24 protein-coding genes are annotated in these 17487 nt (G+C 46.8%); 5 read left to right on the forward strand and 19 right to left on the reverse strand.

From position 1 onward, the window contains the following. Positions 1-333: 333 nt before the first annotated feature. On the reverse strand, positions 334-1131 hold the full coding sequence (locus L5462_RS05370) for a nicotianamine synthase family protein (protein WP_237779779.1): 798 nt from the start codon (positions 1129-1131) through the stop codon (positions 334-336). 126 nt (positions 1132-1257) lie between these two features. On the opposite strand from L5462_RS05370, the gene L5462_RS05375 reads away from it, so the two are divergent. Beyond that, positions 1258-1878, forward strand: coding sequence for a GNAT family N-acetyltransferase (locus L5462_RS05375; protein ID WP_237779780.1), 621 nt, complete (start codon positions 1258-1260; stop codon positions 1876-1878). A 192-nt stretch (positions 1879-2070) separates the two neighbouring features. Here the strand turns inward: L5462_RS05375 and L5462_RS05380 are convergent, their stop codons facing one another. From L5462_RS05380 to L5462_RS05450, 15 genes are all read right to left on the reverse strand, one after another. Continuing rightward, positions 2071-2346: a DUF3194 domain-containing protein gene (locus L5462_RS05380; protein ID WP_237779781.1), complete on the reverse strand. Its 276-nt coding sequence runs from the start codon at positions 2344-2346 to the stop codon at positions 2071-2073. Then, the gene (locus tag L5462_RS05385) at positions 2347-2712 is read right to left on the reverse strand and encodes a prefoldin subunit beta (RefSeq protein WP_147671820.1); all 366 of its coding nucleotides are present in this window, start codon (positions 2710-2712) and stop codon (positions 2347-2349) included. Between the two features lie 23 nt (positions 2713-2735). After that, entirely contained in the window at positions 2736-3008 is a 273-nt protein-coding gene (locus L5462_RS05390) for a KEOPS complex subunit Pcc1 (protein WP_237779782.1), read from the reverse strand. 1 nt (position 3009) lies between these two features. After that, positions 3010-3477 (reverse strand): Brix domain-containing protein, encoded by a 468-nt coding sequence (locus L5462_RS05395; protein ID WP_237779783.1) that lies wholly within the window; start codon positions 3475-3477, stop codon positions 3010-3012. 1 nt (position 3478) lies between these two features. Further along, on the reverse strand, positions 3479-3610 hold the full coding sequence (locus tag L5462_RS05400; protein ID WP_048901205.1) for a DNA-directed RNA polymerase subunit P: 132 nt from the start codon (positions 3608-3610) through the stop codon (positions 3479-3481). Position 3611: 1 nt separating this feature from the next. Then, on the reverse strand, positions 3612-3881 hold the full coding sequence (gene rpl37A, locus L5462_RS05405) for a 50S ribosomal protein L37Ae (protein ID WP_010876320.1): 270 nt from the start codon (positions 3879-3881) through the stop codon (positions 3612-3614). Between the two features lie 149 nt (positions 3882-4030). Continuing rightward, entirely contained in the window at positions 4031-4846 is an 816-nt protein-coding gene (gene rrp42 / locus L5462_RS05410; protein ID WP_237780026.1) for an exosome complex protein Rrp42, read from the reverse strand. Further along, the gene (gene rrp41 / locus L5462_RS05415; protein ID WP_237779784.1) at positions 4836-5558 is read right to left on the reverse strand and encodes an exosome complex exonuclease Rrp41; all 723 of its coding nucleotides are present in this window, start codon (positions 5556-5558) and stop codon (positions 4836-4838) included. The genes rrp42 and rrp41 overlap by 11 nt, the downstream gene beginning before the upstream one ends. Further along, complete coding sequence (rrp4, locus tag L5462_RS05420) at positions 5555-6418, reverse strand: exosome complex RNA-binding protein Rrp4 (protein WP_237779785.1); 864 nt, start codon at positions 6416-6418, stop codon at positions 5555-5557. Before rrp4 ends, rrp41 begins: the two co-directional genes overlap by 4 nt. A gap of 44 nt (positions 6419-6462) precedes the next feature. Next, on the reverse strand, positions 6463-7161 hold the full coding sequence (locus tag L5462_RS05425) for a ribosome assembly factor SBDS (RefSeq protein ID WP_237779786.1): 699 nt from the start codon (positions 7159-7161) through the stop codon (positions 6463-6465). 3 nt (positions 7162-7164) lie between these two features. Next, positions 7165-7911 (reverse strand): archaeal proteasome endopeptidase complex subunit alpha, encoded by a 747-nt coding sequence (gene psmA, locus L5462_RS05430; RefSeq protein WP_013295890.1) that lies wholly within the window; start codon positions 7909-7911, stop codon positions 7165-7167. Positions 7912-7974: 63 nt separating this feature from the next. After that, a complete protein-coding gene (rnp2, locus tag L5462_RS05435; protein ID WP_370637027.1) occupies positions 7975-8349 on the reverse strand; it encodes a ribonuclease P protein component 2 in 375 nt (124 codons plus the stop codon). 83 nt (positions 8350-8432) lie between these two features. Next, positions 8433-9212, reverse strand: a complete 780-nt coding sequence (gene rnp3, locus L5462_RS05440; protein ID WP_237779788.1) for a ribonuclease P protein component 3 — start codon at positions 9210-9212, stop codon at positions 8433-8435. A gap of 101 nt (positions 9213-9313) precedes the next feature. After that, positions 9314-9721, reverse strand: a complete 408-nt coding sequence (locus L5462_RS05445) for an RNA-binding protein (protein WP_237779789.1) — start codon at positions 9719-9721, stop codon at positions 9314-9316. A gap of 28 nt (positions 9722-9749) precedes the next feature. Further along, entirely contained in the window at positions 9750-10295 is a 546-nt protein-coding gene (locus L5462_RS05450) for a 50S ribosomal protein L15e (RefSeq protein WP_237779790.1), read from the reverse strand. A gap of 476 nt (positions 10296-10771) precedes the next feature. Between L5462_RS05450 and L5462_RS05455 the strand changes: the two genes are divergently transcribed. Continuing rightward, entirely contained in the window at positions 10772-12712 is a 1941-nt protein-coding gene (locus L5462_RS05455) for a NosD domain-containing protein (RefSeq protein ID WP_237779791.1), read from the forward strand. Between the two features lie 125 nt (positions 12713-12837). Here the strand turns inward: L5462_RS05455 and L5462_RS05460 are convergent, their stop codons facing one another. From L5462_RS05460 to L5462_RS05470, 3 genes are all read right to left on the reverse strand, one after another. Then, positions 12838-13161 carry a carboxymuconolactone decarboxylase family protein gene (locus tag L5462_RS05460; RefSeq protein WP_013295896.1) on the reverse strand — a complete coding sequence of 108 codons (324 nt, stop codon included), beginning with the start codon at positions 13159-13161 and terminating at the stop codon, positions 12838-12840. 78 nt (positions 13162-13239) lie between these two features. Beyond that, entirely contained in the window at positions 13240-14220 is a 981-nt protein-coding gene (locus L5462_RS05465; RefSeq protein ID WP_237779792.1) for an SPFH domain-containing protein, read from the reverse strand. A gap of 2 nt (positions 14221-14222) precedes the next feature. After that, complete coding sequence (locus tag L5462_RS05470) at positions 14223-14645, reverse strand: NfeD family protein (protein ID WP_237779793.1); 423 nt, start codon at positions 14643-14645, stop codon at positions 14223-14225. Positions 14646-14855: 210 nt separating this feature from the next. On the opposite strand from L5462_RS05470, the gene L5462_RS05475 reads away from it, so the two are divergent. The 3 genes from L5462_RS05475 (at position 14856) to L5462_RS05485 (ending at position 17180) form a co-directional block, all read left to right on the forward strand. Beyond that, a complete protein-coding gene (locus tag L5462_RS05475) occupies positions 14856-15272 on the forward strand; it encodes a helix-turn-helix transcriptional regulator (protein ID WP_237779794.1) in 417 nt (138 codons plus the stop codon). A 133-nt stretch (positions 15273-15405) separates the two neighbouring features. Further along, entirely contained in the window at positions 15406-16518 is a 1113-nt protein-coding gene (locus L5462_RS05480) for an ABC transporter permease (protein ID WP_237779795.1), read from the forward strand. 8 nt (positions 16519-16526) lie between these two features. Next, entirely contained in the window at positions 16527-17180 is a 654-nt protein-coding gene (locus tag L5462_RS05485) for an ABC transporter ATP-binding protein (RefSeq protein ID WP_237779796.1), read from the forward strand. Positions 17181-17487 lie beyond the last annotated feature (307 nt).

Raw genomic sequence — 17487 nt, forward strand, 5'->3', positions numbered from 1 at the left:
TGTAATGTTTTAAATTTACAGAATGGAGTTGGAGTAATAACATATATAATGATTTTGTTAATACTTTCGGGTCTGATAAAGGGTGAAACGTAATACTAAATCTCCATTAAAAAAGAGGGGATTCATGGGGAGACCCCATGAACTGATTGCTGGAGGGAAAATTTATTATCAAACACCATAATGGTGTTATAGTTTAAATTTTAAACCATCCATATTTAATATTTTCTATTTTAATATTCATAATAACTATCGGGTCTGGACCGCTGGAATAGTAATAAAAGAGGGGTGATCCTGAAAAAGTTCAGATGTTTGTGATCCAGTCCAGCGGTGAGTTCACGGGCACTTAAAAACAAGCACTGAGGTATTGTTAACCTTACCAGAAGGCAGTACAACCCCCGCCCTTCTGAACCCCGCCACATCCTCATCAGTAACAGGGGCATAGAGAATAGCCCTCATTCCCGTGTACGTCCTGTATATAACCCTCGTATCAGGGTTCACGTACCTGTGTATGTTCCTGAAAACCCTCCTCTTGGGTTCTGCAAGGGCGGCCACCATGACAACGTCAAACTCAAGATCCCCAAGTGCGGTCTCGTCCCCCGTGATCACCTCAACCTCCCTGAGTCCAAGACTCTCTATCACGCCACGGGATATATCAGCTATTTCAGGTTCAATTTCAACAACATGGACCCTCATACCATAGATATGTTCAAGGAGTATCCCTGTAAGTGGTAGTGGCCCTCCCCCTATGAATACAGTGCGCTCCCCTCTCCTGAACCTTCCAAGGGCCGCCTCATTTTTGAGGAGCTGGAGGTACCTTGGGTAGAAGTAGAATGATTTCAGGGCCTCCCATGGCGAATCTGAATCTTTGACCTCCCCGGCCTTCTCCATTTCAAGTTTCATGCCAAGGTTAACATAGAAAGTTCTTATAACCTTGAGTGCATGGTTCATCTCAGCATCGTCAAGTATGTGCCTGGCTGATTCGAAGTCAATGGATGAATCATGGGCTATCTCCTCGATCTCATCCAGGAGGGGTATAACCAGGGATGTGTCCATACTGTCGAAGTGGTGGTCCATCCCCTCAAGTCTCGAGGCGATCCTCCTTATCTTATTCCAGTAGATGTAACAGCTCATGTGGGGTTCTCCATGATGGTAATTAATTAAACATCAGCCCTTATAAGAATTCACAGCATATACATATGTGTATGGAATCATGTATTACTACAAACCCTATATATCTTCAAAAATTAATACTGAATGGTGGTTGATATTATTCTGGTTGCCGTTCCCCAAACAGAAAGTGAAATTGAATCCATAAGAAGATTCCTGTTTGATATGATCAGGCGGGAATTTGGCTACGGTTACATACCCGAGTACCACAGGGATATCATGGAATTCAGGGAACACTATCTCAATCCACCAGGGAACACCTTCATCTCTGCATCTCTGGGTGGAAAGGTAATCGGGACCCTGGGACTCCGCGCCTATGACCGTGAATTTGAGGACCTCAATTATGATCCAGAGACGACAGCGGGTCTATGGAGGGTCTTCGTGCATGAGGACTACAGGAGAAGGGGAGTTGCATCACTCCTTGTTGGTATCGCAGAGGCCCATGCAGCCAGAATGGGGTACCAGATGATGTACCTACATACCCACAAACATTTGAGGGGTGCGCTTGAATTCTGGCTCTCGATGGGTTACAGGGTGGTCCTGGACACCGGGAACGAACTCAGCACAGTCCACATGGAGAAAACCATTAAACCACGTGAATACTCCCTTATGGAATTCTATGAGGCTCCTGGAGTGGATCTCAGGAAATTAACTTCTCATTCTGATCAGAATAAAAGAGGAGGAACAGGGCATCAGATGACATTTTTTTGAGCGAAAGGATTGTAGCTGGATGCCCTGTTGAGCTGGCTTACTCTGGTAAGCTAGGAGGAATTCATGCTCATATGATGGTTGGCAGAGGATGTATAAATACTTTTTGAAAAAAAAATATTACTTATATTTAAATGATTCAAATCTGAGTATTAATTAAATGCTTAAATAATCATGAAAAACGTGTGGCCTGGATCATTCCCTGTACCCTTCAAGGAAGGATTCCAGTGCCTCGTAAGCAGCATCCACTGCCTCATCAACAATCTGGGGGTCAGCATCTGAGAGTTCGTCGAGATGAAGCTCGACTGTGATATCAATGTCCAGCCTGTCGGTGTATTCAGCACTCACAGTTATCTCAATATCAACTATCTCCTTTGCTGAGACCCTCTCAAGTATAAAATCAGAAATGGTGTTATACAGGAAACTGGATATCTCATCCAGATCCCCGTCACTGAGTTTTTTAAGGCTCAATTAGTTACCCATCCCTGGATTGATCCCGGCGCCCTTCATGGCTTCCTGGATGTTAACCTGCATCTCCTGCAGCTTTTTCATCACACGTTCTTCCTGTCGCTGGATGGTTTTCTCCCTTAACTGGAGAGTTTCAAGTTTCTCCTCAAGTTCAGCTGTGATTTCACCCTTATCTACCTTTATAAGGATGTTTCCTGAACTCTTGAATACCTCAGCGTCATCTGCAGCCTTTGAGAGTTCATCAAGGGCCTTCTGTGTTTCATTAATCTGCATTTCAACCGTCTGTTTCTGCACAGATATTGCCTGTGCCTGCTGCTGCAGCTGCTGGAACTGGGCCAGCTGGTGCTGTACATTCTGTGGAAGTTCCATACTATCACCTTTCATTAATTCAATCACGAATCCTGTTGATTGGGAGGAACAAGCTTCATCATATCCATTGAGAGCCTCACCCAGCGGAGGGATGAATTTAGGGCTGCCCTGAATGATGCCGGGTCCCGGGCACTGATTTTTATGGTTATCCTGTCATCCTCAAGGTTCATTGAAACTGAAGACCTCCTGGATGGTGAATCCATGAACTCCGGCTTAACTGCCCTGTAAACCACTGAAGCGGATTCAGGGTTTCCTGTGGATATGTCTATGAATCCCTGAATTCTCCTAAGACCCACATCAATCACCGGCCTTAAAGTCCCTTATCAGCAGTTTGAACCCTGCAGGTTGGCCAGTGGCATCAAGAAGCTCCATAACCCAGGGGTAATCATCACCCTCCCTGAGCTCCCAGACACTCCCGGATGCCTCAGGATCAACTTCAAGGCCCATGAGCCTGCAGATGCCTTTAAGCTCAGGGGGGCATGACCTTGTCCCTGCAGCGGGTGAATCCCTCTCCGGTCCCCTGATGTCAAAGGATGGGTTAAATAGGATGTAACCCATCTCGCCCCCCCTATCACCAAGGAAAGTTATCCTGGAGGGGTTTCCATGTCTTTCAGATACAAGAGCCACGGGTCCGGCTGCCTGGATGAGCACGTCCCTGATACTCATCTTACCCCTGTTAACATACCTCCAGCCCATTATCCTGGAGAGCCTCTGGGAAAACGATCTTGTTCGCTGGGAAGGCTTCCTGGATGTTGTAAGAAGCATCCTACCGTGCCCTTATGGTCCTCTTAACAGGAGGCACCTCCTTGAAGAGGATCCTGTACCTGCACCTGGGGCACTTATTCTCCATGTACTTCTTGGGGTCGATAAGGGTTCCGCACTGGGCGCAGCGGTACAATCTACTTACCTCCAACTATCCTCTTGATGTTACGGGCCGCTGTTTTACCCATCGGGGTTACAGGCAGGTACGCGCCGCCTGTGAATACAGCGCCACACTTTCTGCACTTCCATATGCCCCTGCTCTCCCTTTTAACACCTGGCCTGTCACAGCTGGGGCATACGTGCTTCCTCTTCATCTCTTCTTCAATCTTCTTAACAGCTCTTTTAGCTTTACGACCGTAACGTGGACCGAAACGTCCTGTAATACCAACTTTCTTTGTTCTTGCCATTTTATCACTCCAGTAAATATGATGTTATAGATATTGTAAGGCGACTATTTAAGATTTGGGGAGTCACCGAACCATAATGGTCTCTGATTCCCCTCAACTATGATAGGATAGCCACTGAAATATGGTGGTCACTGATTCCTACAAGTGATTCAGGGTGCCATTGACTTATCAAGGTACTCAATGAGCTGGGGCACCTTCTCCCTTGCAATGGAAACTGCCCTCAGGACATCATCCCTTGTGAGGGCACCCTCACCACCCTTCTGCATGGCGCATATTGAGCCATCCTCTGTCACCCCTATGGACAGCCTGGCGGTGAGTATGTCCTCCTCCTCCAGGGAGGGGTCAAGGATTATCTCATCACCAATCTTTGCAAAGGTGCACATGAGGGCCTTTCTGTTGATGGGGAGTGGCTGCATGTTTTCCCTGTCAACCAGGACCTCACCATCCTTAACCTCAGCAGCAGGGATCCTTGTATCGAGGAGCGCTGCCACAGTGGCAAGTACCGCTGCATCAAAGAGGTTGCCGTCGTAGTCGATTATGTGGAGGTCCAGGAAGAGCATCCAGACCTTGCTGCCCTCTATTATGCAGAGCTTTTCAAGGTCTATCATCTGACTCTCCCTTATGCAGCGGTCAACAACCCTTGAGAGTTCAACCGAACGCTCATCGGGGGGTCCTGGCTCAAAGGTTGGTGATGCCATTGGTAGAAGTTCGGAGTTTGTGAGTATCACCCCCATCTCAGGGGTGTCCGGGAATGGCTCGCCTATCTGTGGCTTTACACCAACTATTATCTGTGTATTGCCGAGTTTGACCCGTGAGGAACCCTCAGCCTTGGATATCACCCCTGTTTCAATGGATATGTCCCTGAACTCATGGAGTGACCTTCCGTCAATTCGCTCCTTGTTATTTATAAGGTCTGTTATGCTTTTTCTTGTAATTTCAGGTATTATATCCATTTTATTCACCATACCTCTTTCTGAGGGCCTCTTTCTGAACCTCATGTATTCTGAGGCAACCATCCACTGCCAGGTCAAGGGCCCTTTCAAATTCATCCTCTGACAGGTTTCCATCGCTCTGGAGGAGTGTGATCTCACGTGTCCTTGGTAGGATTGCAACCGGTACATCAGCCTGCCCGGCCTTGTCCTCCTCCTCAGAGAGGTCAAGAACAACCTGGTCGTTTACCTTACCTGCAGCGCAGGCGACAACCATGTCCCTCATGGGTATTCCGGCATCTGCAAGGGCCACTGATGCTGCCGTGATGCCCGCGCACCTTGTACCGCCCTCTGCCTCAAGAACCTCTATGAATACATCTATGACGGACCTTGGAAACCTTTCAAGTATCAGGGCAGGCCTCAGGGCCTCTGCGGTTATCTTGGAAATCTCAACAGAGCGCCTGTCGGGACCAGGCCTCTTTCTCTCCTCAACAGAGAATGGTGCCATGTTGTACCTGCACCTTATAACTGCCCTGTCAGGTCGCTGCAGCTTCCTTATCTGTGCCTCCCTTGGCCCGTAGACAGCTACGAGTATCTTGTTGCCTCCAAATTCAAGGTAGGATGAACCGTCAGCCCTTTCAAGTATTCCTGCCTCAATTTTCAGGGGTCTGAGTTCATCAAATGCCCTTCCGTCCTCCCTGAGAGTGGGGGAGGTTTTCAGCTGATCCTGTGTGATGATACCAATCACCTCGGTTCCTCGGAATTATTTTCATCCTCAACTTCTTCATGCCCTGATTCTTCGCCCTCGGATAATTCTTCTTCATCTTCTTCGGTGTTCTCAGGGTTTTCTGTTTCTTCTTTCAGCTCTTCAGCATCCTCAACTGGAGCCTCTCCTTCAACCACTTCAGACCCGTCATCCTCATCCCCTGTTGTGGGTTCCGCACCGGTGAGTCTGTCCAGAAGTTCCCTTACACGGTCTGTGAGTCCTGATGTGTGGGCTTCACGGTCTATCATCAGGATGACCCTCTCGGCTATCCTCTCCATGTCGGGTTCTCCCTTTATCCAGACGACTCCATTCTGGCCCACAACGATATCGCAGTGGGTCTTCTCCTTGACCATGTTTATCATGGATCCCCTCTTACCTATGAGCCTTGGAACCTTTGTGGGTGTTATGTATACCAGAATCCCATCCCTGAACTTTCCAAGCCCACGGCCCTTAAGGCCCAGTTTAACCTTCTTGACCTCGTCCACATCAACTACCCTTAAAAGGAGCACATCGCCTATGTCAAAGACGTTTCCAAGTTCCCTTTTCTCCTTGCCAAAAACCTCTGATGCCGGCAGGAGTCCGCTGTAGGGGGAGTTTATATCGAGGCCCCACATTGAGAACCTTATATCCGTGATCTCGCCGATCACCACATCTCCCCTCTTGGGGATGTATTTGCTCTGAAGTGGTATCACATTTATCTTCTTATTTCTGACAGAAACAAGTCCAACAAATGATGAACATATTTTTTTACCCTCTTTGAAGGTCCCCCTGCCCGGGTGGTAATCATTCTCTGCCAGAACCTGACCTGGAACAACCAGGTCCTTTTCATTTACGAGTAACACATTATGCCTCCCTGTTTTTTGAAGGCGAAAAATGAGAGGAGGGTTTACTTGATAATCCTGGTCTCAACGTTACCGCCGGTGAGTTCATTGATTTTCTGGTAGAAACTATCCTGAAGACCCCCCGGTATCTCAACCACCGCTATCCATGACCCGTCACTCTGCCATTCCTCATTCTTTATTTTCCCGAAACTGGATATCACACCGTAGGCTGGACCTGCCCTTTCGCCGGGTATCTTTATGGCAACGGTGACCTTCTCGAACTTTATGGGGATCTTGGTCCTTATGGCCTTCAGGACAATGTTGACCTGCTCATCAACTGTTTTGAATGGATCAACGTGAACCCTTGCTTCCTCCATAGCCTTTTCAATCCTCTTTGGAGGATGAGGAAGTCCATTCTGGGGGTTTATAGCTTCACGTGCAATCTTACTGATGATTTTTCTGCGTTTATCCTCTATCATCTGTCTTCTCTGCTCTGCAGTGAGCTGTATTGTCCCCCTCTGAAGTATTATGGGTGTTACCTCAAGAGGATCCGCTGTTTCAAAGACCTTCCTCATGGCCTCCTCAGATGCCTTATCACCCTTTCTGGCGTCCCTGAAGACCTCCTGGACTGCCAGTACATCCTCCACACTGACGTCTGAATCTTCTCTCCGGAATTCAGCTGCCAGGTCAGGGTCCACTAGAATTTCGAATCGCTCGCCATGGGATTCTAGCCGGGCGATAACCGCATCTTCAAGGCTGACCATTTTTTACTCCTCTTCCTCCTTTTCCTTCCTGATCAGGAGTTCCTCAACATGGTCCCTGATCTCATCGTCAGGAAGCCTTCTGTACTTTTTATCTGCGGCTTCTATAACAGCTATCTCAACACTTTCAGGTGTTGTTTTCCCCTCTGTTGCCTCATAGACCGCATCAAGGGCCAGTTCTATTGCCTGGTTCAGATTCATGTCATCGGTGTATTTCTTCTCAAATTCCTCCATGGCCGCTGGTCTGCCGGCTCCTATGGCTGTGGCCTTGTACTCTATGAGGGCCCCGCTGGGGTCTGTTTCAAAGAGTCTGCAGCCCTTCCCGTTTACACCACCTATTATGAGGGCTGTTCCAAATGGCCTGACACCTCCATGCTGGGTGTACATCTGTTTCATGTCGCATATCTTCTTGGCAAGGCTTTCAACCCTTATGGGTTCATTGTAGGTTATCCTGTTTATCTGGGCCTCGAGTCTCGCCTTTTCAATTATGGCCCTTGCATCTGCCACCAGTCCAGATGTTGCGGCCCCTATGTGTTCATCTATCTGGAATATCTTTTCTATGGATTTTGGCTCAACCAGTTTACTTGTAGGCCTCTTGTCCACGACAAGAACTATTCCTTCCTTTGATTTTACTCCAAGAGAAGTGGTTCCTCTCTTAACTGCTTCCCTTGCATACTCCACCTGGAATAGTCTGCCATCAGGGCTGAATACCGTAATGGCCCTATCATATCCTGCGCTTTGAAGTGGTTGCATTTTTCTAACCTCTCTTTATTGATGGATAAATCTGGTAATTATGAGACCTGTGATACAAATTAGTCAGTATTTATCTTTCTTGGAAGGTTTAATAAACTTTTGTGTTGCAGAACGCACCGTCCCGGAGAGTCCCAGTATATGGAATACCAGCCTTGCCCCGCTGTGGTGGTGTGCCGCTGTGAGGGCAGCCATAACCTTTCCCTCATATCCCCTCTGGCACTGAAGCACGCCCCTCATCCTTACTGCATCCGGGAAATCGCATCGCCAGAGTTTCATGAGCCATAAACGGAAATTTGATGTTTCACATTCCCCGTGGAGTTTGAGGCAGCTGTCCCATATGAGGGATACGATTTCATCCCTTGAGAGCTCCCTCTCTGATATGAGTTCAAAGGCGATGTACCTCTTTGGGTTCCTGAGGGTGGGGGGTAGTATCTTCATCCTCATGTCTTCACCGGGGTTCAGTCCTGTTCTTCATCATCACAAGTCTGTTCTTTTATTTCAGTTCTTCCATTTGGCTCTGTTCAATCCAGTTCTTCATCATCCACGAGCCTCACACCATCTGCAATCATGAGGGGGCGTTTGCGTGAGTATTCGATTATGGAGGATGGTGTTGATGAGAGTGCCCCTCTAACCTCATGGGTGCTCATGCCAAAGCACGCTGCCAGGTTCATGAGGTCACGGGGTGTGCGGAGGTCATATATTGATGATGCCCTGCTTGAGAGTAAGAGTGGAAAATGGAATTTTCTGTGGAGTTTAAGGATATCCCTGAAATACTCAAGAACCCTCGCCCTTACCTTGAGCCATGAGCCAGTGATATCACTGGTGACAAGTTCAACTGCAACCCTGTTCCTTGCAGCCTCCCTTGCAAGGACATGGTTCATGCCAGCGTCCCTCCTTGAGGAGTAAGGTGCTGAGAGGACATCCACCCTGGGGTTCTCACAGGCCGCGCGGTTCACCTTCAGGTCCCCCCCTGAAACGTATACAACGTCGGCCTTCCTCCTGAAGCGGTTAACCTTGCGCCTCATATCCGGGGGGTTCGAGGCGTTTATCATGACACCGGTTGCCACCTCAAGCCCCCTGATTTCAGGGTTATCCCTCAGGAGTTCAATCTCTGGCTGGAGCCTGCTGTAGGTCTCATCAGGGCATACCAGGACAGCCCCATGGTACCCGAGGCGGGAAGCCTCAGAAAGAAGTCTCAGACTGGAATCATGGTCAGCTGCCTGGATGTGGAAGTCAAAGAATTTCATCTGCCTGGATGACCCGGTTATTTGAGCATCCTCGTGGAAGTCAGAGAATTTCATCTGAACCCTGCTGGAATCAGTTATTATGAGTATCCCCGTGGGAATCAGTTATTTGAGCATCCTCGTGGAAGTCAGAGAATTTCATCTGCTGAATGACCCAGTTATTCAAGTAGTTTCCTTATATTCTCCGCTGCAACATCCCTCTTTGCAGGGTAGGCCTCCACCTTGATTTTGAGGTGTATTGCATCACCGTGCCTCACAGGCTTCCAGATCCCCTCAAGGGCCTCCTGTTTATCCAGACGGATGAACAGGTTACCGTTTTCATCGAACCTGTCCTCAAGTTCATCCATTCTGCCCCTGAAGACCTCAATGAATTTTTCCGTGAATTCTCTGAGAGCCCTTCTGCGGTCCACCCTGCCCCTTAAAACTGTGATGGGGTTTCCATGGTAGCCCTCTGCAATTTCCCTTTCAGGTGCTGCTCCGGGTATTATGTTTCTGAGGGCCTCAAGGACCTTTTCTTCGTCCTCGGTACCGTAAACCATTAGGCGGTAGGAGATGTTGTGTATCATTTTCCTCTAAAATTAATTGAGTGGGGCTTTACCTTACCTTTTCAGCCCCTTTACCCCTGTTTCTGAGGCCCCTGTTCTTCTTACCTTCACTTGTGAGGCCCCTGAACACCCGTCCTCTGTGCTGTTTTTCGCAGATCCAGTTTATTTTGGGGTCATTCTTTATTGCAGGATGGTTTGGGTCAACAAGGATGACCTCATAGAACTTGTATTTTCCGTCCTCCCAGACCCAGTATGAGTTGAGGACCTCCATGTTGGGGTATTTCCTTGCAACCCTTTCCTCTGCGATCCTCTTTATGCTCTTTGCAGTTGTGATCTTCTTAACACCCATTCTCTTGGGCCTTCTACCTGCCTTGAACCTGGTTTTTCTCTGGCTACCGCGCCTTACACGTGTCCTCACGATTATGTATCCGGGTTTCGCCCTGTAACCAAGTGATCTTGCACGGTCTATTCTTGTTGGCCTTTCAATCCTTTTAATTACAGGGTCCCTTCTCCATTTTGGGGCCCTTTCCCACATAAGCTCCCTTACATAGGAGTCCTTTGGATTCTTCCATGCATCTTTAACATATTTGTACATTGTTTACACCTCTATTCTGTTCGGCTTTACGCCACATCCATGGGATCGTATCCCTTAAAAATAGCGGTTTATGTACTGCTACGTTTGATGTGGTCACTTAAAAAGTTTACTGTTGGTTCCATGAATAAATCTGTTTATACACGATTTTCAGGGTCATCAACCACTTGTGTATCTCTGGATTTAGGTTCCCTAAGCTAAATTTACATTCATTGAAACATGGGGACAGATAACCCATAAAATCAGAAAAAATCCATCAAAATTTGCTAAAATACCATCCATATGAAGTTTCTGGTTATTGATTTAGTGTAATCTATATCCAAATGGACGTAGATATTAATTAATGTAATTGTTTCGGGGGGTTGAATGTGAAGTACGTCAAATTTTGCTCTTTGCTGGTTGTGGTTTTTTTGTTTGTTTTATTTTTTTCCGGAACTTCAGCAGCTGTTTCACGGAATGAAAGAACTGGAAAAACTTATATGACCATCCAGGAGGCTATAGACGATAGTGAAGCCCAGGATACTATAGTGGTGGACGCTGGAACTTACGAAGAAAACATAGTGATAAACAGAGAAAATTTAACTCTGAAAGCAAATGGAACAGTAATAATAGATGGATGGCGTGACAGAGAACCTGTAATAAATATAATTGCCAACAGATCGAAAATAAATGGATTTACACTGATCAATGGTACTCATGGAATATGTTCATCTGCTGGCTGGTGTAACCTGACAAAAAACATCATAAGACATAACGATATAGCAATCTGGTTAATGGATTCAGATAACAGCGTGATCCAGGAAAATGAAATAACTGATAATACTGGGGGAATAGTCCTAATATCCTCAAACAGGAACATTATATCCAGAAATAATATAAGCAGCGAGGGATCTGGAATTTCTCTTGAATCCTCAGCTGAAAACACAATTTCCAGCAACATTATAAGAAACTGTCTCAATGGAATCGCGGCCGGGTTCTCACCTTCGAATGTAATCAGAGAAAACAGAATAGAGGACATAACAGAGAATGCTATTTACCTTCTGACCTCCCTCAACAGTATCTTAAGGGGCAACTCCATCACTAACTCATCTAGAGCCATTAAAATTGGGGGAGGGGACAACTCAGTTGGCCATTTTATCCAGAACATAGATACCTCAAATACCATTGAGGGTAAACCCGTCTATTATCTCACTGGAATCTCCAACAGGGTTTACAATGGAATCCCAATGGGCTACCTTGCACTTGTGGGCTGCAGGAATGTAACAATAAAAAATGTTGCCCTCTCAAAATGTGGTAACGGAATAATACTTGCAAATACAAACAGTTCAAGGATCGAGAACTGCAACATAAGCGATGATGACTATGGTATCTTCCTGCTGCAGTCCAGTAAAAACACCATTCAGAGTAACAGGATGCAAATGGCCAGGTATGATGGTGTTTCTATACACTATTCAGGTAACAACACCATTTCAGGAAATAAAATAAGCTGTAGCGGCAGTAGGGGCATATACGTCACCGGTTCATTCAATACAATCTACGCTAATCTTTTATTGAACAATTCTGTGGGATTATCTATACCATCCTACAGTGGGGGTAACAGGATCTATGGAAACAGCTTCATAGACAATGGTATTCAGGCGGAAAATGAAGGTGGTTCAACCAATGTTTTCAATCTAACGCGGCCCACTGGAGGTAACTACTGGAGCGACTACACCGGGAAGGATGAAAATGGGGATAAATTCGGGGACACACCCTATATGTTTAGCGGTGGACGGGACAGCCTTCCCCTTATTGGAGATCCTCTGCAGAAACTTAAAGTGGTATCCATGGATCCCCCAAATGGTTCCATGAGTGTTTCAAGGACCAAAAGCCTTGTAATAACCTTCAGCTCCATTATCGTGGTGGGAAGTGAGTACTCCAGCATAACAGTGCGAAGATCTACAGGTACTCTAAAATCAATCATCAAAAGTATAAGCGGCAGCAGACTCATCATAACACCCGTTGGAGGCTGGGATCCCGGTGTTAAGTTCACAGTCCGAATACCCAGGAATTCCATAGAAAATATTGCAGGGACCACACTGGAACTGGACTTCACATCAAATTTCACATCTGCAATTGCAGTAACAGCCATTGATCCCAGAAGTGGTGCAACAGGTGTTTTAAGGACGAGGGCAATTGTCATAATATTCAGTAACAGCATACTTGCCGGTCCCAACTACAGATCAATAACTGTAAGAACATCCACCGGTCGGCTGAAATCCATCAGTAAGAGAATAATCGGTAACAGGCTCATCATAACACCCGTGGGGAGCTGGAGTGCCCGTACAAGGTATATCATCACTGTTCCAAGGACTGCAGTTAAGACCGGCGCCGGTAACATGATGTCAGCAGATTTCAAATCAGCATTCACAACAAGATAAATAAAAAATACTTCTTTTCTATTTTTAAATTTCTTATCCCTTATTTTAATCTCTGCAACAGGTGATTTTTCAGAGAGCTAATTGATAAAAAACTGAACTTTCTAATTAAATAAAAAAGAAGTTAATCAGTCCCCAAGGACCTCATAAAGTATCCTCATTGCCTTCACAAAGGGTGGATTACCAGATGTGAGGAGAACAACACGGAGAACGTCAACAATTTCATCCCTTGTAACACCAAATTCATTTATGGCACTCTGTATCTGCTTTTTAACTGCACGGTCATCTGAGTTTGCAGCTGTTATCCCGAGGGCTATGAGTTTCTGTGTCTTGTAGTCAAGAACCTTTCCTGTATAGGCGGCCTCGTTGAGTTTAACAACTGCCTCGTAGATGTCAGGATAGTCCTCCTTCACATGGACCATGCCCTTTCCATAGAAAACATCCTCTTTCATACATTACACCTCCCGTATCTTATTATGTTCAGCTTGATATTTATAACTAACATCATCTGAAAAATAAAAGGTGAAGATTCACTGTTTTTCCGGAAATTCCTGAGATAAGGGTTTTTTCTCTGCTTCTGATGGTTCAGATTTTTTTGATGTTTTTTCAGATCCTCTGGAGGTGTCAGAAAGCATCTCTGAGATCCCTGCAATTGAACCCAGGATGCCTGTGGCCTCCACAGGGAGGAGTATCTTTGTTGCCCTTCCATCGGCAACCTTCTCAAGGGCCTCAAGGTACTTGAGTGCTATTATGTCATTCGTCGGGTCCCCCTCATGCATTGCCCTGAAAACCGAGAGTATGGCCTTGGCCTGACCCTCTGCTATGGCTATCTCCTGGTACTTGTTGGCGTCTGCAACCTTCTTTATGGCCTCAGCCTTACCCTCTGCCTCGAGGATGGCCGCCTGTTTATCACCCTCAGCCCTCTTTATCTCTGACTGCTTGTAACCCTCTGCCTCGAGGATGGCTGCCCTCTTCATACGTTCGGCCTTCATCTGCTTTGACATGGCCTCAACTATGTCCCCTGGTGGTTCTATGCGCTGTATCTCAACACGCACAACCCTTGTACCCCACTTGTCTGTGGCCTCATCGAGGACCTCACGGAGCTGGGTGTTTATCATCTCCCTTGATGTGAGGGTCTGGTCCAGTTCAAGGTCCCCTATTATGTTCCTCAGGTTCGTCTGGGCCAGTTTGGTTATTGCCTGGTAGAAGTCAACCACGTTGTAGACTGCATTGAAGGGGTCAACCACCTCATAGAATATGACACAGTCCACAACAACGACTGTGTTGTCCTTGGTTATAACCTCCTGTGGTGGTACATCAACCACCTGCTCCCTCATGTCAACCTTCTTTATGGCTTCTATGAAGGGGATTATGACCACGAGGCCGCTTTCCACTGTCCTCTGATATTTACCGAGTCTTTCAACAACACCCTTCTCGTAGGGTCTGAGTATTTTCAGGCTCTTGAATGCCAGTACAAGGAGTACAAGTACAATTATTAGTTCAAGCAGCATTTTCATTCCTCCATTTTTTCAACCACAAGTTTAACTCCCTCAATTTCCTTCACCTTCACCAGAACACCCTCTTCAAGATCCGCGTCTGACCTTGCCCTCCATGTTTCGCCGTCTATCCTGACAAGACCAGAGCTCTGGGATGTGATTGCTTCTATCACAACACCCTCTTTTCCTATGAGTCTATCTGCAACAGCCTTTTTTGTTGGCTCTCCTGTTATGCGTGCGGCGAATGGCCTTGAAACAGCGAGGAGGATGACTGAAACAACAACGAATGTAACAAACTGTACCGTTGTATCGAATCCAAGGTATCCAAGTGCCGCTGCTGTCAGTGCCCCGAAGGCGAACCAGAGAAGAAAGAATCCTGCTGTCAGCATTTCACCTATGAGGCATATAGCAGCTATTATCACCCATGACTCAGGTCCCATGATCCCACCACCAGTTAATAATCCATTCCATGTTTATATTATTTGCTGTTGCCCAGTGTTATTCCACTATTAAATATTGTCACGGTCATGGATATAATCACTTATAATACGATATGTAAAATTTATTATTACTTATATCCATCTAATTCGAATTTTAATAATAATTTTATATAAAAAAGTATTTATAGGTGGTACTCCAATAACAATTCAGTGGAGGTGGAAATCGTGAGTGGCGAAGATGAACTGAAATTTCTTTTGCTGGGTTACAGGATCAGCGCAGGTAAAAGCCAGAGGGAACTTGCAGATGAACTTGGTGTCCCGGTGGACATTGTAATAGCAATGGAAAACGGAACCTACAGGCACCCCACAAGGAGGCTTCTCAGCAGAATCCATGAACTCACCGGCGAATATGAGGTTAAAAAAAGATACTTCATAAACATCGGGAAGGGTTACAGGCTGAGGGAGAGGCTTGGATCCCAGTTCAGGTACTTTGTCCGTGGCCTTGATAAAATGAAGTACATAAGCATGGAAGAACTTGAGAAGATGCCTGAAGCCGAATGTTACAGGACCATCGGCACCGTGGACCTGGACGCATTCGAGGTTCTTAAAGCGGGAAAAATGTCCTGAAACCAACTTTATTTTTTTAATTAATTTACCCATTTAATCCCTTAAAGAAGGAAAATATCCTGGAAACCCTCAAATTCTATTTTTCATAGTGGACTAGTCAACATTATTAGGACCCGGCTCCATATACCTACACATGAGGTTCATAACACTCGTTCTGAAGAATCCATTCAGAAGCCGTGCAAGGAGTCTCCTTGCAATTACAGGTATCGCGATTGGAATTGCGACCATTGTAACCCTTGGAGTGATAACCGAGGGTCTGAAGGCATCAACAGAGAACACCCTCAAGGCGGGTGGCGCCGACTTCACGATTGTGGAGTCCAATGTCTCAGACATGTTCTTCAGCAAGATAGATGAGGAATACGTGGATAAGGTGCGGAATGTGAGCGGGGTTGAGGACGCCGTTGGGATACTCATGGCTGTACAGCCCCTTGACGACAACCCCTACTTTGTACTGATAGGTATAGACCCTGCCAAGATAAACATGAGTCAGATAAAGATAACCGATGGCAGGACCCTCACGGATCCAGATGCAGATGAGGTCATAATGGGTAAGGTGGCCTCAGAGAACCATGGCAAAGGTGTTGGTGATACGATAAAGATAAAGAACCGAGAGTACCGTATCGTGAGGATATTTGAATCCGGTGACATGCAGCAGGATGGAGGGGCCTTTATTTCACTCAAAAAACTCCAGAGGATAGAGGATAAGGAGGGTAAGGTCACCATGATCTATGTTAAGATGGCCAGGAACTCAAGGGTTGAGGACGTCACAGACCGCATCGAGAAACGTTACAGTGACCTCACAACCATAGCCTCACTCGAGGACCTCCAGAGCGTTGACCAGGGCCTGCAGACCATAGACACCGCAACCTGGGCCATATCACTCCTCGCCATAATAATAGGTGGAATTGGAGTTATAAACACCATGATAATGTCTGTATTTGAGAGGACAAGGGAGATTGGAGTCCTGAAGGCTGTTGGATGGAGGGACCGGAGGATTCTCATCATGATACTCGGGGAATCTGTGGTGCTCACTGTGATCGCCGGTATTGTGGGTTCAGTGCTTGGTGTTGCAGCCATACAGGTGCTCCTTGAGCTTGGAATGAGGGGATTCATAGAGCCAGTATACAGCCCTGAGATCTTCATGAGGGCCTTTGCAGTCGCCCTCAGCGTGGGTGTCCTCGGCGGACTGTACCCGGCCTACCGGGCATCAAGGCTCGCCCCCACCGAAGCACTGAGGTATGAGTAGGTGGTTCCATGAAGGCCATAGAGGTGAGAAACCTTAAGAAGAGCTTTGACGGGGGTAAGATAAGGGCCCTTAATGGTGTTGACCTTGAAGTTGAGATGGGTGAGTTCATCTCAATCATGGGTCCATCGGGTTCAGGTAAATCCACCCTCCTCAACATGATAGGCGCCCTCGATGTCCCGGATTCAGGCACCATCAAAGTTGCCGGAAGGGATCTCTCAGAGGAGAGGGACCTGAGCCGTTTAAGGGCCGAGGAGATAGGCTTCGTGTTCCAGCTGCATAACCTCATACCCAGCCTCACCGCCCTTGAGAATGTTGAGATACCCATGTTCGCCGTGAAGCACGGTAACATGGAGGAGCGTGCAATGGAACTCCTTGAACAGGTTGGCCTCGGGGATAAGGCTGACCGGAGGCCCACGGAACTCTCTGGTGGTGAACGCCAGAGGGTTGCAATTGCCAGGGCCCTGGCCAATAACCCCTCAATAATCCTTGCGGATGAACCGACAGGGGCGCTTGACTCAAAGACAAGCAAAAATATACTCCATATGCTTCAGAAGCTCCAGGAGGAGGAGGGCGTTACCCTTGTTGTTGTCACCCATGAGCCCCATGTGGCTGAGATGGCCTCAAGGACCATAAGGATACTTGATGGTGTAATTGTGGGTTAATATGGTGGGGATCCCCATGGGAGGTATCATCAGGCTCTGGAGTGGTGTTTCAGACCATTTTTATAGGGAGGTGACAAATGTGTCTGGACACGTCCTGGAGGTCCTTAAAAGATCACTGCCCTCCCCCTCCCACGTATCGATTTAACCTCAAATGAACTAATACCTTTTCCAGAATTATTCCATGGTCATGCCCAAATCATGCCATCATCTGCAACAAGAAGGACAGGTTGGTGTTGTTGAGAAGACTGCAAGGTCATGCCCAAATCATGCCATCATCTGCAACAAGAAGGACAGGTTGGTGTTGTTG

Source organism: Methanothermobacter sp. K4 (assembly GCF_022014235.1).
Lineage (GTDB): Archaea > Methanobacteriota > Methanobacteria > Methanobacteriales > Methanothermobacteraceae > Methanothermobacter.

Bases quoted from the DNA above. Each gene is read 5' to 3' on its own strand.
- L5462_RS05370 (WP_237779779.1), bottom strand. From the start codon at position 1,131: ATGAGCTGTTACATCTACTGGAATAAGATAAGGAGGATCGCCTCGAGA.
- L5462_RS05385 (WP_147671820.1), bottom strand. From the start codon at position 2,712: ATGGAACTTCCACAGAATGTACAGCACCAGCTGGCCCAGTTCCAGCAG.
- L5462_RS05395 (WP_237779783.1), bottom strand. From the start codon at position 3,477: ATGCTTCTTACAACATCCAGGAAGCCTTCCCAGCGAACAAGATCGTTT.
- rpl37A (WP_010876320.1), bottom strand. From the start codon at position 3,881: ATGGCAAGAACAAAGAAAGTTGGTATTACAGGACGTTTCGGTCCACGT.
- rrp42 (WP_237780026.1), bottom strand. From the start codon at position 4,846: ATGGTGAATAAAATGGATATAATACCTGAAATTACAAGAAAAAGCATA.
- L5462_RS05425 (WP_237779786.1), bottom strand. From the start codon at position 7,161: ATGGTCAGCCTTGAAGATGCGGTTATCGCCCGGCTAGAATCCCATGGC.
- psmA (WP_013295890.1), bottom strand. From the start codon at position 7,911: ATGCAACCACTTCAAAGCGCAGGATATGATAGGGCCATTACGGTATTC.
- rnp2 (WP_370637027.1), bottom strand. From the start codon at position 8,349: ATGAAGATACTACCCCCCACCCTCAGGAACCCAAAGAGGTACATCGCC.
- rnp3 (WP_237779788.1), bottom strand. From the start codon at position 9,212: ATGAAATTCTCTGACTTCCACGAGGATGCTCAAATAACCGGGTCATCC.
- L5462_RS05445 (WP_237779789.1), bottom strand. From the start codon at position 9,721: ATGATACACAACATCTCCTACCGCCTAATGGTTTACGGTACCGAGGAC.
- L5462_RS05450 (WP_237779790.1), bottom strand. From the start codon at position 10,295: ATGTACAAATATGTTAAAGATGCATGGAAGAATCCAAAGGACTCCTAT.
- L5462_RS05455 (WP_237779791.1), top strand. From the start codon at position 10,772: ATGACCATCCAGGAGGCTATAGACGATAGTGAAGCCCAGGATACTATA.
- L5462_RS05460 (WP_013295896.1), bottom strand. From the start codon at position 13,161: ATGAAAGAGGATGTTTTCTATGGAAAGGGCATGGTCCATGTGAAGGAG.
- L5462_RS05465 (WP_237779792.1), bottom strand. From the start codon at position 14,220: ATGCTGCTTGAACTAATAATTGTACTTGTACTCCTTGTACTGGCATTC.
- L5462_RS05470 (WP_237779793.1), bottom strand. From the start codon at position 14,645: ATGGGACCTGAGTCATGGGTGATAATAGCTGCTATATGCCTCATAGGT.
- L5462_RS05480 (WP_237779795.1), top strand. From the start codon at position 15,406: ATGAGGTTCATAACACTCGTTCTGAAGAATCCATTCAGAAGCCGTGCA.
- L5462_RS05485 (WP_237779796.1), top strand. From the start codon at position 16,527: ATGAAGGCCATAGAGGTGAGAAACCTTAAGAAGAGCTTTGACGGGGGT.